The following is an 18719-nucleotide window of genomic DNA, read 5'->3' as shown; positions in this document are numbered from 1 at the left end:
GCTATATGTGAGCCGGCGTCCCCCCGGGACCCGCTATATGTGAGCCGGCGTCCCCCCGGGACCCGCTATATGTGAGCCGGCGTCCCCCCGGGACCCGCTATATGTGAGCCGGCGTCCTGCCGGGAGCCGCCATAAGTGAGCGGGCGTCCCGCCGGAACCCGGCAGATGTGAGCGGGCGTCCCGCCGGAACCCGGCAGATGTGAGCGGGCGTCCGCTCAAAACCCCCTATATGTGAGCGAGCGTCTACCCCGAGAAGAAGTCGGAGAGCTCGGCGATGAGCTTGTCCGGTGCGCGGATCACACCATCATGGCCGTGGCCGGGCAGGATGGTGTAGCTCGATCCGGACAGGACGTCGTGGATCTGGCCACACGCCACACCGAAGTAGGCGGGGCTCTTTTCCCCGACCACAATGAGCGTCTCCAGCGGCAGCTCAAGGAAAGGCTCTGCGGGCATGTCCGCGGCGATGACTGCCTTGATCTCACGCACGCCGGCCTGCATGAGCTCCCGCATTTGTTTGCCCATGGAGGTGCCTGAGGTCAGCTTCGTGACGAGCGTCAGCATGGACAGCGGCATCCGCGCGAAGGCACCCTCTGTTTCGACGCCCTTCACGAGCACAGCAAGCCCGCGGTCGAAGTCTCCAGCCGCCGTCGCGCGTTCGTATTCGCCCGTCCAGTCCGCCTTCACGCTGTGGTTGACGGAGACAGCGGGGTCGTAGACCGCCAGGCGTTCCACCGGCAGCGTACGCGCCGCGTGCAGGGCTACGGCGCCTCCGAAGCTGTGGCCGAAGACGTCGGTGCTGGCCGTGTGCTTCATGACTTCGGAAAGATCCCGGATGTCGACGTCGAGGGTGTAGTCCTCGGGCTGGGGCGATGATTCACCACGGCCCCGGCGGTTGAAGGTGTGGACCGGGCGGCGCAAGGCGGCGCTGAGTTTCTGGGCGAACTTGGAATAGTCTGCGGCGGTCACCATGGAGGCGGGCACGACGACGACGCCTGAGCCGCCGTTGGCAAGCTCACCGCCCGTCGTGAAGAGCTCGAGGGTTCCGCCGTCGGCCGTTGTGATGTTCTCGCGCGTCATGCTTCGAGCCTAACGGAGCCGCGGGGTTCCGTCAGTCCTTGAAATAGCTGGAAATGTCCGTCACGAGTTCCTTGACCGCGGCAGGAATGGATCCGTGGAAGCCTTTCGGCGATACCACCAGCGTGCTTCCCGGGACGGCTGCGTACAGCCGCTCTGCGGTGACCTTGTAGTATTCGGGGCTTTTGCTACCCACGATGAATCGCGTGCTCCGGGGGAGCACCGAGAAGTCCCGGGGATGCGCGGCTTCGTCGTAGGCGGCCTTGAGTTCGGCTACGCCCGTTGGCATGAGTCCCCTGAGGACCTTGTTGACCTTGGTGCGGGAAACAAGGGCCATGAGTCCCGCCAGGATGGGCTCCGGGATTCGCGCCAAAGCGGTGCCAGGCTGCATTCCCCGCTTCATCCTGGCAATGGCACGCCCCACATTCCCGCTGTCCACGGATTGGGCAAAGCCGTCCAGCCAGCCCGTGTCCACGCTCCCGTCGATGTTCACGGCCGCGTCATACACAGCCAGTTTGTCCGGCTCGTAGCTTGTTCCCGCAAACTCCTGGACGGCATTCAATGCCACGGATCCGCCAAGGCTGTGGCCGAGGAGGTTCCTGGCGCCGGTGGCGTCCAAAATGCTGCGGACGTCCGCTATCTCCGTGGCCATCGAGTAGTTCGCGGGTAGTTCCGAAGAGCTGCCGCGACCCCTGCGATCGTAGACGTCGACTGCCCAGCCCTCGCCGAGTCCCTTCGATAGCGCCATGGAAAAGGGCCGGTAGATGAGCGCGGTCAGGAATGCGCCCCCAATGAGCACCACGCGGCGTTCTCCGGGCGCGTCCACCGAGCCGTAACTGTACAAGGCGAGCGTGCCGCCGTCGGGCGTCGGGACCTCACGTTCTCTCACCGCTTCATCCTAGGGGGACGGCGCCTTCGCCGTCCCCCGCGCCAGGTAGCGGGCAATTCTCACAGCGAGCTGTTTGCCCGGCCGGAGGGGACCCTCGTGGAACTGCAATGGAACTACCGCAAAGTCCACCGGAGGAATGGCGGCCGCAAGCTGCCGGCCGGTTTCGGCAAAGTACGCCGGGCTCCACCCGCCGCTGAGCATCAGGGTTGGCGTCTTCAACTCCGCATAGTCTTGGATGTGCGAGTCGGCGTCAATGATCGCCCGCATCTCCAAAACCGCCGTCGGCAGCAATTCCCTCATCTCGGAACCCAACCTCGTCTTCGCGGAGAGGATGCTGAGCACCCGCAGTGCCCCGAGCGGCAAATAGGAAATCGGGCCGGCCGTGCCAAGCCCCTGGACCAAATGCGCCCATGCGTTGTCGAGCTGGCCAGCGGTGACGGCCTCTTCCAATTGCGGCCGCCAGCGCCCGTTCAAGTTGCCGGAGAGGGAAACCGCGGCGTCGTAAGTGACGAGGCGGGAGATGGGGGCGCGCAGCGCGGCCTGGAGCGCGACGAATCCGCCATAGCTGTGCCCGACAACATCGGTGGATCCGCTCGCTTCCATCACGGAAAGCAAGTCGCTGGTCTCCGTTGCGGCGGAGTAGCCGGGCGGCTGCGGCGCCGATCGGCCGCGGCCGCGCCGATTGTAGGAATGCACCGGCCGGCCTAGCAGGACGCTCAGGTTCCGGGCGAATGGCCAGTAGAGGGAGTCGGTCACCAAGGTGCCGTGAACGAGCACGACGCCGGGCTCCTCCGTAGCGCCGGACGCGCCCGGAATGGACGCCTCAGCCGCCGGCCGGAAGGAGTGCACCTCGAGGTGCCCGCCGTCGTCGTCCGTTTCAACTGTCCATGTCTCCACAGCCCGAGTCTATGTTGCCGCGGGGGCGGGAGGGGAAGATAGGGAACTCCAAGGAATCCCCGGTAAACTTGTGGATTGTGACTTCCGCAAACACCCCATCCCCGCACACCGCCGCCGAGCCTGCCGACGCCAGCGAGCAGATGCGCATCCGCATGGAAAAGCGCAGCAAGCTGATTGAGCGCGGCACCGAGGCCTACCCGGTGGGTGTTGAGCGGACGCATTCCCTTGCCGAGATCCGCGAGAAGTACGCACATCTCGAGGCTGACGAAACCACCGGCGACATCGTGGGCATCACCGGCCGCGTGGTGTTCGTGCGCAACACCGGCAAGCTCTGCTTCGCTACCCTCCAGGAGGGCGGTGTGGACGGGAAGGGCGTGCGCCTGCAGGCGATGCTCAGCCTGGCGAACGTCGGCGAGGAAACCCTCGCGGATTGGAAAGCGCTGGTGGACCTCGGAGACCACGTTTTCATCAAGGGCGAAGTCATTTCCTCCAGGCGTGGCGAGCTCTCTGTCATGGCTGATTCCTGGTCCATGGCCTCCAAGGCCTTGCGCCCGTTGCCGGTGCTGCACGCCGAGCTGAATGAGGAAACCCGTGTCAGGCAGCGCTATGTGGACCTGATGGTCCGTGACGAAGCCCGGGAAATGGTCTACACCCGCGCGGCGATTACCCGCTCGGTTCGCGACACTTTGGACCGCCGCGGCTACGTGGAGGTGGAGACCCCCATCCTGCAGCTCGTCCACGGTGGTGCCACGGCCCGGCCGTTCGAGACGCACATGAATGCCTTCGACCAGAAGATGACGTTGCGCATCGCCACAGAGCTCTTCCTCAAGCGTGCCGTGGTGGGCGGAATCGATCGCGTCTACGACATGGGCCGCGTGTTCCGCAACGAAGGCGTCGACTCCACGCACAGCCCCGAATTCACCACCTTGGAATGCTACGAGGCGTGGGCGGACCAGTTCGTCATGGCCGAACGCATGAAGGAAATCATCCTGAACGTCGCCGACGTCGTGGGCACCCGCACCATCCAGACTGACGCCGGAGAGATCGACCTCGACGGCGAATGGGCCTGGGTTGCTGTCTACCCGGGGCTCTCCGAGGCGATCGGGGAAGAGATCACCCCCGACACCACGGTGGCGGAACTGCAGGCCATTGCCGCCAAGCACGAGGTCAAGGTGGATCCGAAGTGGGACGCCGAGAAGCTTGTCGTGGAACTGTTTGGCGAGATCGTCGAGCCGACCCTGCTCAACCCGACCTTCGTCTACAACTACCCACCCTCCGCGCAGCCCCTTGCCCGCCCGCACCGGGAGGACGGCCGCCTGATCGAGGCCTGGGACCTCATCATTGGCGGCATGGAACGCGGCACGGCCTTCTCCGAGCTGATCGACCCCGTCATCCAGCGCGAACGCCTCACGGAGCAGTCGCGTCGTTCGGCCGCCGGCGACGTCGAGGCAATGCAGTTGGATGAAGACTTCCTGCGCGCCCTCGAGTACGGTGCTCCGCCCATGGGCGGCATCGGCCTAGGCATCGACCGCTTGGTCATGCTGTTCACCGGAGCAGGCATCCGGGAAACCATCTTGTTCCCACTCCTCAAGCCCGAAGGGCACTGACCATGGAATACATTGCCGTTCTTGCACCGTCCGTTGTTGTCGGACTTCTCTTTTGGTTTGCCATGAAGGCTATCTTCAACGCGGACAAATCAGAGCGCCAAGCGGAAGCCCGCGCCCAGGAAGAAGCCGGATTCGGAATTGCCAAGCCTGCGGGCGACGGCTCAACACCTGCCAAATAGCTCTTTCTCGGGGCCGCTCCCGAAGATTTAATAGTGCCTTTGACGGAGCCTTTGACGGGGTGCCATGCGCTGGACGATAATCTTTAATTAGTAGTCTAGCTATTCTGCATATCCGACCCCTCCAAAAGAGAGTCTTTTCATGGCACAGAAAGTCAAAATTATCCTCGTTGACGACCTGGATGAGGGCTCTGCGGATGAAACTGTCCGCTTTGGCCTTGATGGAGTCAGTTACGAAATGGACCTGTCCAGTGCCAACGCTGCGAAGCTGCGGGACGCTCTGGGGCCATTTGTAGCCAAGGCACGCAAGACATCGACCGGCCGTGCAACGCGTAGCCGCGTTGCCGCAGGGAGAAACCAGGACTCGGCACAGATCCGTCAATGGGCGCGCGAGAACGGTTATACCGTAAACAGCCGTGGCCGCATTCAGGCCGAAATTCAGGAAGCCTACCAGAAGGCCAATTCCTGACACCAAGTATCAATACCCCGGCCCTACGGCCGGGGTATTGTCATTTAACTGCCCGGCTCGTCGGGATAACGGTGTTGTGCACCACTATTCCAGGGAAGCCTTGGAGTCGACTGGGCGTATCCGGTAGGCAGTCACCGCTTTCGCGGAGAAGAACGACGGCGGCCGGCCGGCGCGCGGGGGTGCCGGCCGAAGCGGCGCCTGATTGGGGAAGCCCCGGATGTGGTCTCCGCCGCGGTCCTGGGGCCCACGGACGGGTTGAGCGAACTTATTCCCGGGTGCGGCCATGTTTCCCCTGTGGCGAACACGCCCCAAAATTCGAGCGTTGCCACGTAGCATCAAAGTACGTCGTAGCTAGGAGTGTGGCGAAATGTTTGAGAGATTTACGGACCGTGCCCGTCGCGTTGTTGTGCTTGCCCAAGAAGAGGCACGCATGCTCAACCACAACTACATCGGTACCGAGCACATCCTCTTGGGTCTTATCCACGAGGGTGAAGGCGTTGCCGCCAAGGCGCTTGAGTCCCTGAGCATTTCGCTCGATGGCGTCCGCGAGCAGGTACAGGAGATCATCGGCCAGGGCCAGCAAGCCCCGTCCGGGCACATCCCCTTCACCCCGCGCGCCAAGAAGGTACTTGAGCTCTCGCTCCGCGAAGCCCTTCAGCTCGGCCACAACTACATCGGTACAGAGCACATCCTGCTCGGCCTCATCCGCGAGGGTGAAGGCGTTGCCGCGCAGGTCCTGGTCAAGCTTGGCGCGGACCTCAACCGGGTCCGCCAGCAGGTCATCCAGTTGCTCTCCGGCTACCAGGGCAAGGAAACTGCGGGTCCTGGCTCAGGCCCAGGCCAGCAGGAAGGCACCCCGGCTGGTTCGGTGGTGCTGGACCAGTTCGGCCGCAACCTCACCCAGGCCGCGCGGGAGAACAAGCTTGATCCTGTGATCGGCCGCGAGCTGGAGATGGAACGCGTCATGCAGGTCCTCTCCCGCCGTACCAAGAACAACCCCGTGCTGATCGGCGAGCCCGGCGTCGGCAAGACGGCCGTCGTCGAAGGCCTTGCCCAGGCGATCGTCCGCGGAGACGTCCCGGAGACCATCAAGGACAAGCAGCTCTACACGCTTGACCTCGGCTCCCTCGTGGCCGGTTCCCGTTACCGCGGTGACTTCGAAGAGCGCCTGAAGAAGGTCCTGAAGGAAATCCGGACCCGCGGGGACATCATCCTCTTCATCGACGAGATCCACACGCTCGTGGGTGCCGGTGCCGCCGAGGGTGCGATCGATGCCGCGTCCATCCTCAAGCCGATGCTGGCGCGTGGTGAACTCCAGACCATTGGTGCCACCACCTTGGATGAGTACCGCAAGCACATCGAGAAGGACGCCGCCCTTGAGCGCCGGTTCCAGCCGATCCAGGTCAAGGAGCCTTCCGTCGCGCATGCGATCGAAATCCTCAAGGGCCTGCGTGACCGTTACGAGGCGCACCACCGGGTGACCATCACCGACGGCGCACTTGCCTCTGCGGCAACGCTGGCCGAACGCTACATCTCGGACCGCTTCCTGCCGGACAAGGCGATCGACCTGATCGATGAAGCCGGTGCACGTCTTCGCATCCGCCGCATGACGGCTCCGCCGGAGCTCAAGGCCATGGATGAGCGCATTGCCGAAGTGAAGATGGAGAAGGAATCCGCCATCGACGCGCAGGACTTCGAAGGCGCTGCCTCGCTGCGCGACAAGGAGCAGAAGCTCATTGCCGAGCGTGCCGAGAAGGAGCGCAACTGGAAGTCCGGCGGCATGGACGATATCTNAGGACTTCGAAGGCGCTGCCTCGCTGCGCGACAAGGAGCAGAAGCTCATTGCCGAGCGTGCCGAGAAGGAGCGCAACTGGAAGTCCGGCGGCATGGACGATATCTCCGAGGTCGACGAGGAGCTGATTGCCGAAGTTCTCGCGAACTCCACCGGCATCCCGGTCTTCAAACTCACCGAGGAAGAATCCAGCCGCCTGCTCAAGATGGAGGAGGAGCTGCACAAGCGCGTCGTCGGCCAGGACGAGGCAATCCGTGCCCTCTCCCAGGCGATCCGTCGCACGCGTGCCGGCCTGAAGGACCCCAAGCGTCCGGGTGGCTCGTTCATCTTCGCCGGCCCCACCGGCGTCGGCAAGACCGAGCTCGCCAAGGCGCTGGCCGAATTCCTGTTCGGTGAAGAGGACGCCCTCATCACGCTGGACATGTCCGAGTACTCCGAGAAGCACACGGTCTCGCGTCTCTTCGGTGCCCCTCCGGGCTACGTCGGCTACGAAGAAGGCGGGCAGCTGACCGAGAAGGTCCGGCGTCGTCCGTTCTCCGTGGTGCTGTTCGACGAAGTGGAGAAGGCCCACGCCGATCTCTTCAACTCGCTGCTGCAGATCCTGGAAGACGGCCGCCTGACCGACTCCCAGGGCCGCGTGGTGGACTTCAAGAACACGGTGATCATCATGACCACCAACCTGGGCACCCGCGATATCTCCAAGAGCGTCGCAACGGGCTTCCAGTCCGGCACGGACACCACCACCGGGTACAACCGGATGCGGGCACGGGTCACCGAGGAGCTCAAGCAGCACTTCCGTCCCGAGTTCCTCAACCGCGTTGACGACGTCGTGGTGTTCCCGCAGCTCACGCAGGACGAGATCATCGAGATCGTTGACCTGTTCGTCACGCGCCTCGAGGGCCGCCTCAAGGACAAGGACATGGGCATCGAGCTCACCACGGCCGCCAAGGTCCTCCTGGCGACCCGGGGCTACGATCCCGCCATGGGTGCCCGGCCGCTGCGCCGGACCATCCAGCGCGAGATCGAGGACCAGCTCTCCGAGAAGATCCTCTTCGGCGAACTGCACCCGGGCGACATCGTGGTGGTCGACGTCGACGGCGAAGGCGACGAGGCCAAGTTCACCTTCGCAGGCAACGCCAAGCCGCGCATCCCGGAAATCGCTCCAAGCGCCTAGTTTCCGGCTCCGCCGACTCAAAGGCCCCGTCCGCTCCCGAAAGGAGCGGGCGGGGTTTTTGCGTTCCCAGGCCCGCAATATCTGAAATAAGTGTTTCACTCTCAGTGAACCTTCTGTGATCTGCGGCATATTGCGTGTTGAATCAGAGCATGGATTCGAATGCCCCAGAGGCCCCGAGCACACAACCCGAAACTCCTTTCCACGATCTCGACCACTACCTGGCCATCCCCCGGGTCGGTGGCCTGGCTCTCAGCGCGGACGGAAGCCGCCTGGTCACTACGGTTTCCACCCTCAACGCCAAGGGCACTGAGTACGTCACTGCCCTCTGGGAGCTCGATCCTGCGGGAAAGAAGCACGCCCGCCGCATCACGCGCAGCGCCAAGGGAGAAACCGGCGCGGTGTTCGCCGCCAACGGCGACCTCTACTTCACCTCAGCCCGGCCCGATCCGGACAGCCCCGAAGCGGACCCCGTGAGCGCGTTGTGGCTCCTGCCCGCCGACGGCGGTGAGGCGCGGGTGGTCCATTCCCGCGCGGGCGGCGTCGGCGGCGTCATGGCCGCGTCAGCCGCGGATGCAACTTTCGTCACGGCCTCGGTCCTCGCCGGTTCCACGGATGAGGACAATGACGAGGAGAGGCGCAAGAGCCGCAAGGACAACAAGGTAGCGGCCATTTTGCACACCGGCTACCCGGTCCGCTACTGGGACGCGGATCTGGGGCCTGCCCAGCCCAGGCTGTTTGCCGTGGAAAACGGAGATACGGCCGGGTCCGGCAAGCCGGCGACCGTTGACGCTACCGCACCCCTGAAACTGCGCAATCTCACGCCCGACGTCGGCGGCAACCTCCGCAACACGCACGCAGTGGTCAGTCCGGACGGCAAGACGATCTATACGAGCATGGCCAAGCCGCTCGCGAAGGCTGACACACGCTTTGTGCTCGCCGCCGTCGACGTCGCTTCCGGCTCGATCAAGGTGCTCCTCGACCATGACGGAATGAGCTATTTCCCCGGCCCCGTCAGCCCTGACGGCAAGATGCTCTCGGTAGTCAGTGAAAGCGACAGTACTCCCCGGCAGGCGCCCCAGGTCAAACTCCACCTCTTGAATGTCGGTGCTGGAGAAACCCTTGACCTTGAGCCGCTGGCGCCCTCTTGGGACCGCTGGGGCAGCCCCGCGGCCTGGCTTCCGGACGGGCGCTCGCTCCTCGTCACGGCCGACGACGACGGCGCGACGCCGGTCTTCCGGATCGCCGTCGCCGACGGTACGGTCACCCGGGTGACGCAGGACGCCGCAGCGTACACCGACGTCGTGGTTTCCCCCGATGGGCTGAGCGCGTTTGCGCTGCGCAGCTCGTATGAATTCCCGGCTGAAGCCGTCCGGATCGATCTCGCTTCGGGTGACGTCGAGCGGCTTCCCGCACCGGCTGAACGTCCCCGGATCAAAGGTTCGTTGGAACGGGTGGAAACGAGTGCGGCAGATGGTTCGAGGGTTCCGGCTTACCTCGCGCTCCCGGAGGGCGCGTCGGAGGCGAACCCGGCGCCCCTGCTGTTGTGGATCCACGGCGGGCCGTTGGGCTCGTGGAACGCCTGGACCTGGCGATGGAATCCATGGCTGCTCGTGTCGAAGGGATATGCCGTGTTGCTACCGGATCCGGCACTGTCCACCGGATATGGCCAGCAATTCATCCAGCGCGGCTGGGGTGAATGGGGCAAGGCGCCGTATACGGACCTCATGTCCATCACCGAGGCAGTAGTCCAGCGGTCCGACATTGACCAGACGCGGACAGCCGCCATGGGCGGCTCCTTCGGCGGCTACATGGCCAACTGGGTGGCCGGGCACACGGACCGTTTCAAGGCGATCGTGACGCACGCCAGTCTGTGGGCCATGGACCAGTTCGGGCCCACTACGGACGCTTCGCAGTATTGGCTCAAGGAAATGACCCCGGAGATGGCGCTGGACAATTCGCCCCATCTCCATGTCGCCAAAATCAAGACGCCCATGCTGGTGATCCACGGTGACAAGGACTACCGGGTGCCGATCGGCGAGGGCCTGAGGCTTTGGTACGAACTTCTTTCCAGTTCCGGACTGCCCGCAGATGAGAACGGCGAGACCCAGCACCGCTTCCTGTATTTCCCTGACGAGAACCATTGGATCCTGCAGCCGCAGCACGCCAAGGTCTGGTACGGCGTCGTGGAGCACTTCCTTGCCAGGCAGGTACTTGGACAGGAGGTTCCTGTTCCTGGGGACCTGGGGCTCTAGGCGCCTTTCGCCTCGTAAGATTGGGGCTGTGACTTCCACCTTCAGTATCCGTCCTGCCCGCACCGGCGATGTTGCCGCGATCAAGAGGCTTGTAGCGCCACTGGCAGAGCAGCGAATCCTGATGGCCAAGGAGACCGTTGCCTACTACGAGAGCCTCCAGGAGTTCCGGATTGCCGAATCGTCCGACGGCGAGGTGATCGGTTGCGGTGCGCTGCACGTCATGTGGGAGGACCTGGCAGAGGTGCGCACTTTGGCGGCGGACGACAATTGGCGGGGCAAGGGCGTGGGTCACGTCCTTGTCCAGCAACTCCTGGAGGACGCCCGGGCCTTGGGCGTTGCGCGGGTCTTCTGCCTGACGTTCGAAGTGGACTTCTTCAAGCGCCACGGCTTCGAAGTCATGGCGGACCAAACCGCCGTCGACCCCCAGGTCTACTCGGAATTGCTGCGCTCCCACGACGAAGGCGTGGCCGAGTTCCTCGATCTGGCCCGCGTGAAGCCCAATACCCTGGGCAACACCCGCATGATCAAGGTCCTTTAGCTCCGGGTTCTTCCCCCGTCCCTGAATGTGCCGGTCCCCAAAGTCTTTACGTATATCAACTTGATGGATAAACTAGTTGAGGCTCGGTTGCGGCGGGCCAACCATACTGTGGAGGCGAGAAATGAAGTACCACGTTATGTTTCCGGACTTTTCAGGTTTCCAAATCGACATGCCGCGTCCCGGCTCCACACCGGAGTCGCGCAAGCAGGGGACCGGGGGTTGCATGCGGTCCGCGTGCACCGATCTTTGGCCCGACTCGATGGCCAAGGACGCAACAGCCCAAGACTTCAGCATCGGCCGTCTGACGGTGGGCGGACCGCCCCACTAAGCAGGCGGATACCGGAAGGTTCTTCAGAAGGGACAACCATTGGGGGTTGTCCCTTTTGCCTTTCCGTCGCTGGGTTCTGTGTTGCACGTTCGCACATACGGACCGTTCCCCTACCGTGCCCGGGGCGCTGGTAGTAGGGTCAAATCACCTACCAGCAACGCCCCAGGAGCGCGCCATGAAAAAGCTCATCAACGATCCCCGCTCGGTGGTGGACGAGTCTGTCGAGGGTTTCGGCATGGCCCATGCCGATCTCGTGGATGTCCATACGGACCCCATCTTCGTCGTTCGAAAAGGAGCGCCCGTGGCCGGCAAGGTGGCGCTTGTGTCGGGAGGAGGGAGCGGCCATGAGCCGCTTCATGCCGGCTTTGTGGGGCACGGAATGCTCGACGCCGCTGTGCCGGGCGCCGTCTTCACCTCGCCCACGCCTGACCAAATCATTCCGGCCACGGCGGCCGTCGATTCCGGGGCCGGCGTCATTCACATCGTGAAGAACTACACCGGTGACGTGCTGAACTTCGAGACCGCGGCAGAGATGGCCCAGGCTGAAGGAATCAGCGTCCGCTCGGTTCTCGTCAACGACGACGTCGCGGTGGAGGATTCCCTGTATACGGCAGGCCGCCGCGGCGTGGGCGGCACCGTGCTGGTCGAAAAGATTGCCGGCGCAGCAGCCGAGCGTGGGGATTCGCTGGAAGCCGTCGCGGGCGTGGCGGAGGGAGTTGTCCGCAACGTGCGCACCATGGGCGTCGCCCTGTCCGGCTGCACCGTGCCGCATGCTGGGGTACCCAGCTTCGAGCTCGCCGAGGATGAAATCGAAATCGGCATAGGCATTCACGGTGAACCCGGCAGGCACCGGATCGCCATGGAGGGCGCCGACGCCATCACCAGCCGCCTCTTGGACCCTGTCCTGGAGGACCTTGGGATCAGGGCCGGTGAAGAAGTGCTGCTCTTCGTCAACGGCATGGGCGGTACGCCCCTTAGCGAGTTGTACATCGTCTACCGCCGGGCCGCCCAGATCCTCGCGGAAAGAGGAGCCAAAGTGGAACGCTCCCTCGTGGGCAACTACGTCACGTCGCTCGAGATGCAGGGCTGCTCCATCTCGGTACTGCGTCTTGATGACGAACTCACGGCCCTTTGGGACGCACCCGTCCATACTCCGGCCCTGCGTTGGGGGATGTGACAGTGGGCCTGGGGGTCGAATGGGCGGTCGAATGGTTGACGCTCTCCGCACGGCTCATGGCCGAGCACCGGGAAGAGTTGATTGCTCTGGACCGCGCGATCGGCGACTCCGACCACGGTGAAAACATGGACCGGGGATTCCAGGCCGTCATGGAGAAACTTGCCCAGACTCCACCCGAAACGCCCGGTGCAGCGCTGAAGCTGGCGGCGATGGCCTTGATGTCCAAGGTGGGCGGGGCAGCCGGACCGCTGTACGGAACCGCGTATCTTCGGGCGGCAACGGCGCTGGGAGAAAGCGCGGACGTTGATGCAGCGGCGCTTGCAGGAGCACTGACTGCGGCTCGGGACGGAATTGTTGCCCGCGGAAAAGCGGAGCTGGGCGACAAAACCATGGTGGATGCCTGGTCTCCCGCCGTGGAAGCGGCGGACGAGGTCCTCGTGGCTGGAGGAGATGCTGTGGCGGTGCTGGCCGCGGCGGCCGAGGCTGCCGAGGTCGGGGCCGTGACGACTGATCCGTTGGTAGCCCGCAAGGGGCGCGCAAGCTACCTCGGTGAACGCAGCGCCGGTCACCGAGATCCCGGGGCTGCGTCTTCTGCGCTGTTGTTGCGCGCCGCCGCGACCGCCGCCGGATTCCCCGAAGGGTCCGCTGAATGACGGTGGGCTTGGTGGTGGTTTCGCACAGTCGGAAGATCGCGGAGGGCGCGGTTGAACTGGCCGCGCAGATGGCCCCCGATGTGCGGTTCTACGCCGTCGGCGGGACGGAGGATGGCCGGATCGGCACCGACCTGGAGAAAGCGATCGCCGCATTCGAGGCAGGACTTGGGGAGGCTTCAGGGGATGGCGTGGTGGTTCTGACGGACCTTGGTTCCGCGGTCATGACGGCAGAATCAGCGGCCGAGTTCTGCAGCGAACCGGACAAAGTGCTCCTCGCCGACGCTCCCTTGGTGGAGGGCCTGGTCGCCGCAGCGGTGGCCACCCAGGGTGGTGCCATGGCCGCCGCAGTGAAGGCCGCTGCGGAGTCGGTTCGATTCGGCCCGGAGCCTGTTTTTGAGTCCGCGGGGACAGCCGAATCCCAAGGAAGGGGCGAACCGGCGGAAAGCGGCGAGTTCGAGCTCATAAACCCCATGGGAATGCACGCCAGGCCTGCGGCGAAGATTGCGGGCGGACTGGCCGGGATGGATGTCGAGGCAACGGTAAACGGCGTCGATGGCACCTCCATCATGGAACTCATGAGCCTCGCCGTGGGCCAGGGCGGCAAACTCAGGGTCGAGGCTTGGGGCAAAGACTCATCGAAAGCCGTGGACTACGTCAGGCGGCTGGTGGAACAGGGATTCGGCGAGATCTGACGTCGCCCTTCACGCCGATATGTCGCCGCACGCCGAGATTTGCCGTGCCGCGGAGGTGTTCAGGACTGCCGCAGACCATGGGCATCGAGCAAGAGGCTCGCCGTAATGGCGGTCTGGCACTGCTCGCCCCACGGTTTGGTACTTTTCGGCGTGAAGTTGAGCGTCCTGGTGGGCAAGGTCCCGCCGTTTGTGTCCAGGCCAGTCACTTCGGCATCGATGGGCGAGGACGTCAGCGTTCCCATGTTGAGGAAGCCGTAGCGGGTGCCATCCGGTGACGCGACGGCAGAGCATGACCCTTCAGGTTCCGGCCCGCAGGATTGAGGGAGCGACACGCTGCCCGGGCGCAGCTCCACATCGCCCTCGCGGCATTTCCCGTCCTGGCATGCCTTCAAGTGGACGGTTTTGACCGTCGGCGCGTAGTCTGCCGTGATTGTCAGGGAGACCACGGGGGCCATCGCAATTGCCGGGCAAACGGTGACTTGGGGTTCGCATCCCGACCAGAGCGCCGCCGTCGTGGTCAATGCAATGGCGGCCCACAACCTGCGCATACTTGAGAATAATCCCGCAGCCGACGCCCGGAACGGGATGCCCGCAACTGGCAGGCACATCGTTACCGACATCTGCGGATCGTTGCGGCTCCGCGACATCGGGCTAAGTAACGGCCGGGTTTTCCGTGGAGTCCAGGAGCAAGCCGGCCATAAAGAATAGGGTTCTTTCCATGACTGAACCCTCGGATGTGCATGCCACTCGCGCCGCATACAACACGGTAGCCGTCGATTACGCCGAACTCCTGCGCAACGAACTCCACACCAAACCTTATGACCGGGCCATGCTCGGCACCTTTGCCGAGCTCGTGCAGTCCTCGGGCGGCGAGACAGTTGCCGACATTGGTTGCGGGCCCGGACGGATCACGGCGCACTTGCGTTCACTCGGCCTGGCGGCTTTCGGCATCGACCTGTCGCCGGAAATGGTGGCTGTAGCCCGCCGCGATCACCCCAGCCTGCAGTTCAGTGAAGGGTCGATGGAGGCACTGGAGTTGGCGGACGGCACCCTGGACGGCATCGTCGCCTGGTATTCGATCATCCACACGCCTCCGGCCCGTTTGCTGCGGGTGTTCGCGGAATTCCACCGGACCCTCCTGGACGGCGGCTTGTTGCTGCTCGCGTTCCAAGCCGGTGACGAGCCCAGGCACTTGGGCTTCGCGTATGGCCACGAGATCGACCTCGATGCCTACCGCTTGCCGCCGGAACACATCTCGGAAGTCCTCCTTCAGGCCGGCTTGGTCGTCGAGGCACAGCTTCTCCGCGAACCGGACGACAGGTACGAGAAGACCCCGCAGGCCTACCTTCTAGCCCGCAAGCCAGCCCGCAAGCCGGCCACGGCGTGAAGGACGCGGCGCAAACGGAAGCCTAGGCCGGGAGCCGCAGTCCGCCGTCGTGCATCTCGGCCAAACCGTCGCGCAGGAGCCCCTCAAGAGCGCGTTCCAACTGCTCCGGGGCCGAATTCAAGCGGTGCAGGGCAGCCAGCGGCACGGCCGTGCCCTCGGCGTCGAAGCCGAGGTCGGCTGCGGGGCGCTCGAACAGCTCAGGGGCTACCGGCGAATCGGCCACGCGCAACACGGCCATGACGGCACCCCGCAACTGCCGGTCCGTGCCGTGCCACGCCTGGCCCTTGGGGGTGTACGTCGGGGGCGGTTCACCTGCGGCAAGCCACGCGCAGGAGTCGCGGACGGGGCAGTCTGAGCACTTGGGGGAGCGGGCCGTGCACACCAGCGCTCCGAGTTCCATGACGGAAGCGTTCCAGCGGACGGAGAGCGTGACGTCGTCGGGCATGAGCGATTCGGCAAGGCGCATCTCCGACGCGGTGAGCGACGGCGCCGGCAGGGCGAGTCCTGAAACGAGCCGGGCGTGCACCCGCCGGATGTTCGTGTCCACCACTGTTTCGCGGCGCCCGAACGCAAAAGCAGCCACCGCCGCTGCCGTGTAGTCGCCGACGCCGGGAAGGCTCAACAGCGATGCGTGCGTGTCCGGCACCTTGCCGCCATGCTGTTCCACGATCGCGACGGCGGCCGCGTGGAGCCTGAGCGCGCGGCGGGGATAACCGAGCCTGCCCCAATGCCGCACGGCCTCACCCGAGGGCTGCTCCGCGAGGTCCGCAGGTTCCGGCCAGCGATCCATCCAGTCTTCCCACACCGGCAGGACGCGAACCACCGGAGTCTGCTGCAGCATCACCTCGCTGACCAGGATCCCCCATGGACTGCAGTCCGGGGCCCTCCACGGCAATACGCGGGCCACCTCGGAGAACCAACGGTCCATGGAGTGGTGCAAGTCCGTGAGGTGAGGGGTGCCGGCAAGTTCAGCGGCGCTGGCAATCTCGGCGGAGCCGGGCAGTGACATGAAGATCCTTGCTGCGGTTCGTGGCGGGCCCTGTTGGCGGCCGATTCCTGCCATCCACTGTAGTGGAGCCGGCCCGGAATGACGTAGGTCATACTGGCTCCGATCAGGCCCCGGCGGCGTGGTGCGGTGCCATCCGGGCCTTGCGTTGCCTAGCCTAGAAGCATGGTCAACAAGGGCAAGCAACCGCCGAGGCCGCGCACGTCGCCGTCGGCAAAAAGCCCTGCCCGGACCGCAGGAGCAAGCCGTTCCGCGAATGGGGTCCGGCCCCAAAGGCGGCGGACAAGCCCTGCCGTTTACCGGCGTCGGAGGTTGGTTGTCTTCGGTGCCCTCCTGGTGGTCCTGGCGATGCTCGTTGCCGGGGTCGTTGCCATGAGTTCATCCCTTGCAGGCAAGGCTGATCCCGGCGCAGCCAAGACCCAAGCCGTGGGAGCCGCTCCTGCGAGCCAGACGCCTTCGACGGATTCCATCGCGCCCGCCACAACACCCCCGGCCACCCCTGTGTGCGACCTCAACCTGGTGACGGTAACGGCGTCTACAGACCAGCCCGCTTATGCGGCCGGACAGAACCCCGTGTTGAGCATGAAGATCACCAACGGCGGAGCAGCGCCGTGCCAGGTCAACGTCGGCACGTCGCAGATGGAGTTCCTGGTAATGAGCGGCGAGGACCGGATCTTCTCCTCCAAGGACTGCCAAGCGAAGGGCGATGACCTCGTGAAGCAGATCGATCCGGGCAAGAGCGAGATCGCCAACTTCCCCTGGCAACGCAACCGGACGACGGAGGGTTGTGGCGTCATCTCGGCCAAGCCGGCCACCGGCACCTACACGTTCAAAGCCGTCCTGGGAAACAAAGCGAGCACGAAAGCCGTGTTCCAGCTCGGCTAGAGGAACCTGTCCAGCAGGCTGGCTTCGGCCATGCGGCTGAGCCCTTCACGGACAGTCCGGGCACGCTGGTCGCCGATGCCGTCCACGGTCATGAGATCGTCGATAGTGGCGGCCATGAGGTACTGGAGTCCGCCGAAGTGCTCCACCAAACGGTCGGCCACGGCTTTCGGAACCGACTTCAGCCCGGACAAGAGGCGGTAGCCGCGCGGCTGCACACCGGCGTCGAGCACGTCCATGCCTCCGGCGAAACCGATGATTCCGGCGATCTTGCCCAGGTCGATCAGCTCCGCCGGGCCAAGATCCAAAAGGGCCTGCACAGCGCCGTCGATGTCCTCGGGCGAAGCGTCGGCACCGGCGTAGTCCCGGATGATCACGTCGCTGCCCGGGCCGCGGCCGGTGGTGAGCTCTTCCAACTGCAGCGAGAGCAGCCTGCCGTCCTCACCCAGCTCCAGGACATACTGGGCGATCTCCTCGGCGATGCGCCGGACCATTTCCTGGCGCTGGAGGGTGACCGCCACATCCCGGACGGTGACCATGGCCTCGATTTCGAGGGCCGACAGGGCGCTGGTGACCTGGTCCAATCGGGCGCTGTAGCGTTCGAGGGTTGCGAGAGCCTGGTTGGCGCGGGCCAGGACCTTCTCGGAGCCCTCCAGCACGTGCCGCAGGCCGTTGACGTAGAGGGCGATGATCTGCATGGACTGGCTGACCGAAATCACCGGAACACCTGTCTGGATGGCTACGCGCTCGGCCGTCCTGTGACGCGTTCCTGATTCCTGGGTCTCGATGCTGGAGTCCGGCACAAGCTGTACTGCTGCACGAAGGATATTCCCGGCGTCTTTGTCGCAGATGATGGCACCGTCCATCTTCGCGAGCTCACGCAGTCGCGTCGGGGAGAAATCGATGCCGATTTCAAAGCCGCCTGAACAGATGGATTCGATGGTCCGGTCCGTGCCCAACACAATCAGGGCACCGGTGCGCCCACGGAGGATGCGTTCCAGGCCGTCACGCAACGGTGTTCCGGGGGCCACCCTGCCCAGAGTCGCCTTGAGCGAATCTTCGGGGCTCCGAGCCATAGGTGTTCCCTTCAAAGGTGCACGCAGGCGCGCCCGCAAGTGTGCCGGTTTTCAGCAATAAGTCGGCGGGATCAAAATGCCATGTTTCCCGCAAGCTCAATGATAGAGGTATAGACCGGCAACAACCGCACGGGCAAGCCTTAAAGTGCCCCAAAAAAGGTTAGGTGACGAGGCCCCGGAAACGCGCTCGACGGCGGTCGCCGGACCGCCGCTTTGGGCTCGGTCCCCGGGACCGTCATGGAGCCGTCCGAAGGCGCGCGAGTCGCTCAAGGTCGCGCCGTACACTCTGCAGCGCGGCTTCCCTGGCCGCCGCCCTTCCGGTGTCCGGATGCGTTTGCCTCGCTGGAGAGTGGGTACCGCCCATGCTCGCGTCCGGGCGGTGTCCTTGCTGGGGCCAGCTCCTGGCCGCGGCGGAGTTCGATTCCGTGAATCCTGTGGAGTTCACCGGCGTGAACCCTGTGGAGTTCGCCGCGGGGGAGGGGCCGAGGGGATCGTAGAACAAGCCATTCCCTGGTTTCATTGATGCCCTGTTCCTTTCATGCCATCGTCGGCTGCTCAGTTTTTCCGGGCGGACGGCTCCAACGCGGGCCGGAGGCGTCCGCCATTGCTCCAAACTATCGGCCGGTGATTTCGGAGGTTTGTGCACCTCG

The 18719-nt window shown here is 64.6% G+C and carries 19 protein-coding genes and 1 pseudogene; 13 read left to right on the top strand and 7 right to left on the bottom strand.

Going from position 1 to position 18719, the window contains the following annotated elements; translation table 11 throughout:
• Positions 1-243: 243 nt before the first annotated feature.
• From VLA65_RS12175 to VLA65_RS12165, 3 genes are read right to left on the bottom strand one after another with little or no spacing between them, the layout of a single operon-like run.
• Positions 244-1077, bottom strand: coding sequence for an alpha/beta fold hydrolase (locus VLA65_RS12175; protein WP_332602636.1), 834 nt, complete (start codon positions 1075-1077; stop codon positions 244-246).
• A 31-nt stretch (positions 1078-1108) separates the two neighbouring features.
• Positions 1109-1963, bottom strand: a complete 855-nt coding sequence (locus VLA65_RS12170; protein WP_332602635.1) for an alpha/beta fold hydrolase — start codon at positions 1961-1963, stop codon at positions 1109-1111.
• A 9-nt stretch (positions 1964-1972) separates the two neighbouring features.
• Positions 1973-2860 (bottom strand): alpha/beta fold hydrolase, encoded by an 888-nt coding sequence (locus VLA65_RS12165; protein ID WP_284990900.1) that lies wholly within the window; start codon positions 2858-2860, stop codon positions 1973-1975.
• 77 nt (positions 2861-2937) lie between these two features.
• On the opposite strand from VLA65_RS12165, the gene lysS reads away from it, so the two are divergent.
• The 10 genes and pseudogenes from lysS (at position 2938) to dhaM (ending at position 13718) form a co-directional block, all read left to right on the top strand.
• The gene (lysS, locus tag VLA65_RS12160) at positions 2938-4467 is read left to right on the top strand and encodes a lysine--tRNA ligase (protein WP_284990899.1); all 1530 of its coding nucleotides are present in this window, start codon (positions 2938-2940) and stop codon (positions 4465-4467) included.
• Between the two features lie 2 nt (positions 4468-4469).
• Positions 4470-4646 (top strand): hypothetical protein, encoded by a 177-nt coding sequence (locus VLA65_RS12155; protein WP_172465751.1) that lies wholly within the window; start codon positions 4470-4472, stop codon positions 4644-4646.
• Between the two features lie 139 nt (positions 4647-4785).
• Positions 4786-5112: a histone-like nucleoid-structuring protein Lsr2 gene (locus tag VLA65_RS12150; RefSeq protein WP_059390281.1), complete on the top strand. Its 327-nt coding sequence runs from the start codon at positions 4786-4788 to the stop codon at positions 5110-5112.
• Between the two features lie 367 nt (positions 5113-5479).
• A pseudogene (locus VLA65_RS22010) lies at positions 5480-8078 on the top strand (ATP-dependent Clp protease ATP-binding subunit).
• A gap of 149 nt (positions 8079-8227) precedes the next feature.
• The gene (locus VLA65_RS12135) at positions 8228-10330 is read left to right on the top strand and encodes a S9 family peptidase (RefSeq protein ID WP_332602634.1); all 2103 of its coding nucleotides are present in this window, start codon (positions 8228-8230) and stop codon (positions 10328-10330) included.
• Between the two features lie 28 nt (positions 10331-10358).
• The gene (locus VLA65_RS12130; protein WP_059388339.1) at positions 10359-10868 is read left to right on the top strand and encodes an amino-acid N-acetyltransferase; all 510 of its coding nucleotides are present in this window, start codon (positions 10359-10361) and stop codon (positions 10866-10868) included.
• Positions 10869-10989: 121 nt separating this feature from the next.
• A complete protein-coding gene (locus VLA65_RS12125; protein ID WP_059388340.1) occupies positions 10990-11196 on the top strand; it encodes a hypothetical protein in 207 nt (68 codons plus the stop codon).
• 175 nt (positions 11197-11371) lie between these two features.
• Positions 11372-12373, top strand: a complete 1002-nt coding sequence (gene dhaK / locus VLA65_RS12120) for a dihydroxyacetone kinase subunit DhaK (protein WP_332602633.1) — start codon at positions 11372-11374, stop codon at positions 12371-12373.
• Between the two features lie 2 nt (positions 12374-12375).
• The gene (gene dhaL, locus VLA65_RS12115; protein ID WP_284990896.1) at positions 12376-13026 is read left to right on the top strand and encodes a dihydroxyacetone kinase subunit DhaL; all 651 of its coding nucleotides are present in this window, start codon (positions 12376-12378) and stop codon (positions 13024-13026) included.
• Positions 13023-13718 carry a dihydroxyacetone kinase phosphoryl donor subunit DhaM gene (gene dhaM / locus VLA65_RS12110; RefSeq protein WP_332602632.1) on the top strand — a complete coding sequence of 232 codons (696 nt, stop codon included), beginning with the start codon at positions 13023-13025 and terminating at the stop codon, positions 13716-13718. The genes dhaL and dhaM overlap by 4 nt, the downstream gene beginning before the upstream one ends.
• Before the next feature lie 59 nt (positions 13719-13777).
• On the opposite strand, the gene VLA65_RS12105 is transcribed toward dhaM, so the two are convergent.
• On the bottom strand, positions 13778-14164 hold the full coding sequence (locus tag VLA65_RS12105) for a hypothetical protein (RefSeq protein WP_441438126.1): 387 nt from the start codon (positions 14162-14164) through the stop codon (positions 13778-13780).
• On the opposite strand from VLA65_RS12105, the gene VLA65_RS12100 reads away from it, so the two are divergent.
• Together VLA65_RS12100 and VLA65_RS12095 are read left to right on the top strand one after the other, a co-directional pair.
• On the top strand, positions 14145-14426 hold the full coding sequence (locus tag VLA65_RS12100; protein WP_332602649.1) for a hypothetical protein: 282 nt from the start codon (positions 14145-14147) through the stop codon (positions 14424-14426). The two genes, VLA65_RS12105 and VLA65_RS12100, sit on opposite strands and share 20 nt — an antisense overlap.
• A gap of 10 nt (positions 14427-14436) precedes the next feature.
• Positions 14437-15105 carry a class I SAM-dependent methyltransferase gene (locus VLA65_RS12095; protein WP_332602631.1) on the top strand — a complete coding sequence of 223 codons (669 nt, stop codon included), beginning with the start codon at positions 14437-14439 and terminating at the stop codon, positions 15103-15105.
• A 22-nt stretch (positions 15106-15127) separates the two neighbouring features.
• Here the strand turns inward: VLA65_RS12095 and VLA65_RS12090 are convergent, their stop codons facing one another.
• Entirely contained in the window at positions 15128-16114 is a 987-nt protein-coding gene (locus tag VLA65_RS12090) for an A/G-specific adenine glycosylase (RefSeq protein WP_370872274.1), read from the bottom strand.
• A gap of 309 nt (positions 16115-16423) precedes the next feature.
• On the opposite strand from VLA65_RS12090, the gene VLA65_RS12085 reads away from it, so the two are divergent.
• A complete protein-coding gene (locus VLA65_RS12085; RefSeq protein ID WP_332602630.1) occupies positions 16424-16996 on the top strand; it encodes a hypothetical protein in 573 nt (190 codons plus the stop codon).
• On the opposite strand, the gene disA is transcribed toward VLA65_RS12085, so the two are convergent.
• Together disA and VLA65_RS12075 are read right to left on the bottom strand one after the other, a co-directional pair.
• Positions 16993-18069, bottom strand: coding sequence for a DNA integrity scanning diadenylate cyclase DisA (gene disA / locus VLA65_RS12080; protein WP_059388344.1), 1077 nt, complete (start codon positions 18067-18069; stop codon positions 16993-16995). The two genes, VLA65_RS12085 and disA, sit on opposite strands and share 4 nt — an antisense overlap.
• A gap of 235 nt (positions 18070-18304) precedes the next feature.
• Complete coding sequence (locus VLA65_RS12075; protein ID WP_332602629.1) at positions 18305-18589, bottom strand: hypothetical protein; 285 nt, start codon at positions 18587-18589, stop codon at positions 18305-18307.
• Between the last annotated feature and the right edge of the window lie 130 nt (positions 18590-18719).

The sequence above is a fragment of the Arthrobacter sp. S2(2024) genome (assembly GCF_036662515.1).
Classification (GTDB): domain Bacteria; phylum Actinomycetota; class Actinomycetes; order Actinomycetales; family Micrococcaceae; genus Arthrobacter.
The sequence above is the reverse complement of the archived record's forward strand: the minus strand, read 5'-3'. Positions and strand labels throughout refer to the sequence as shown.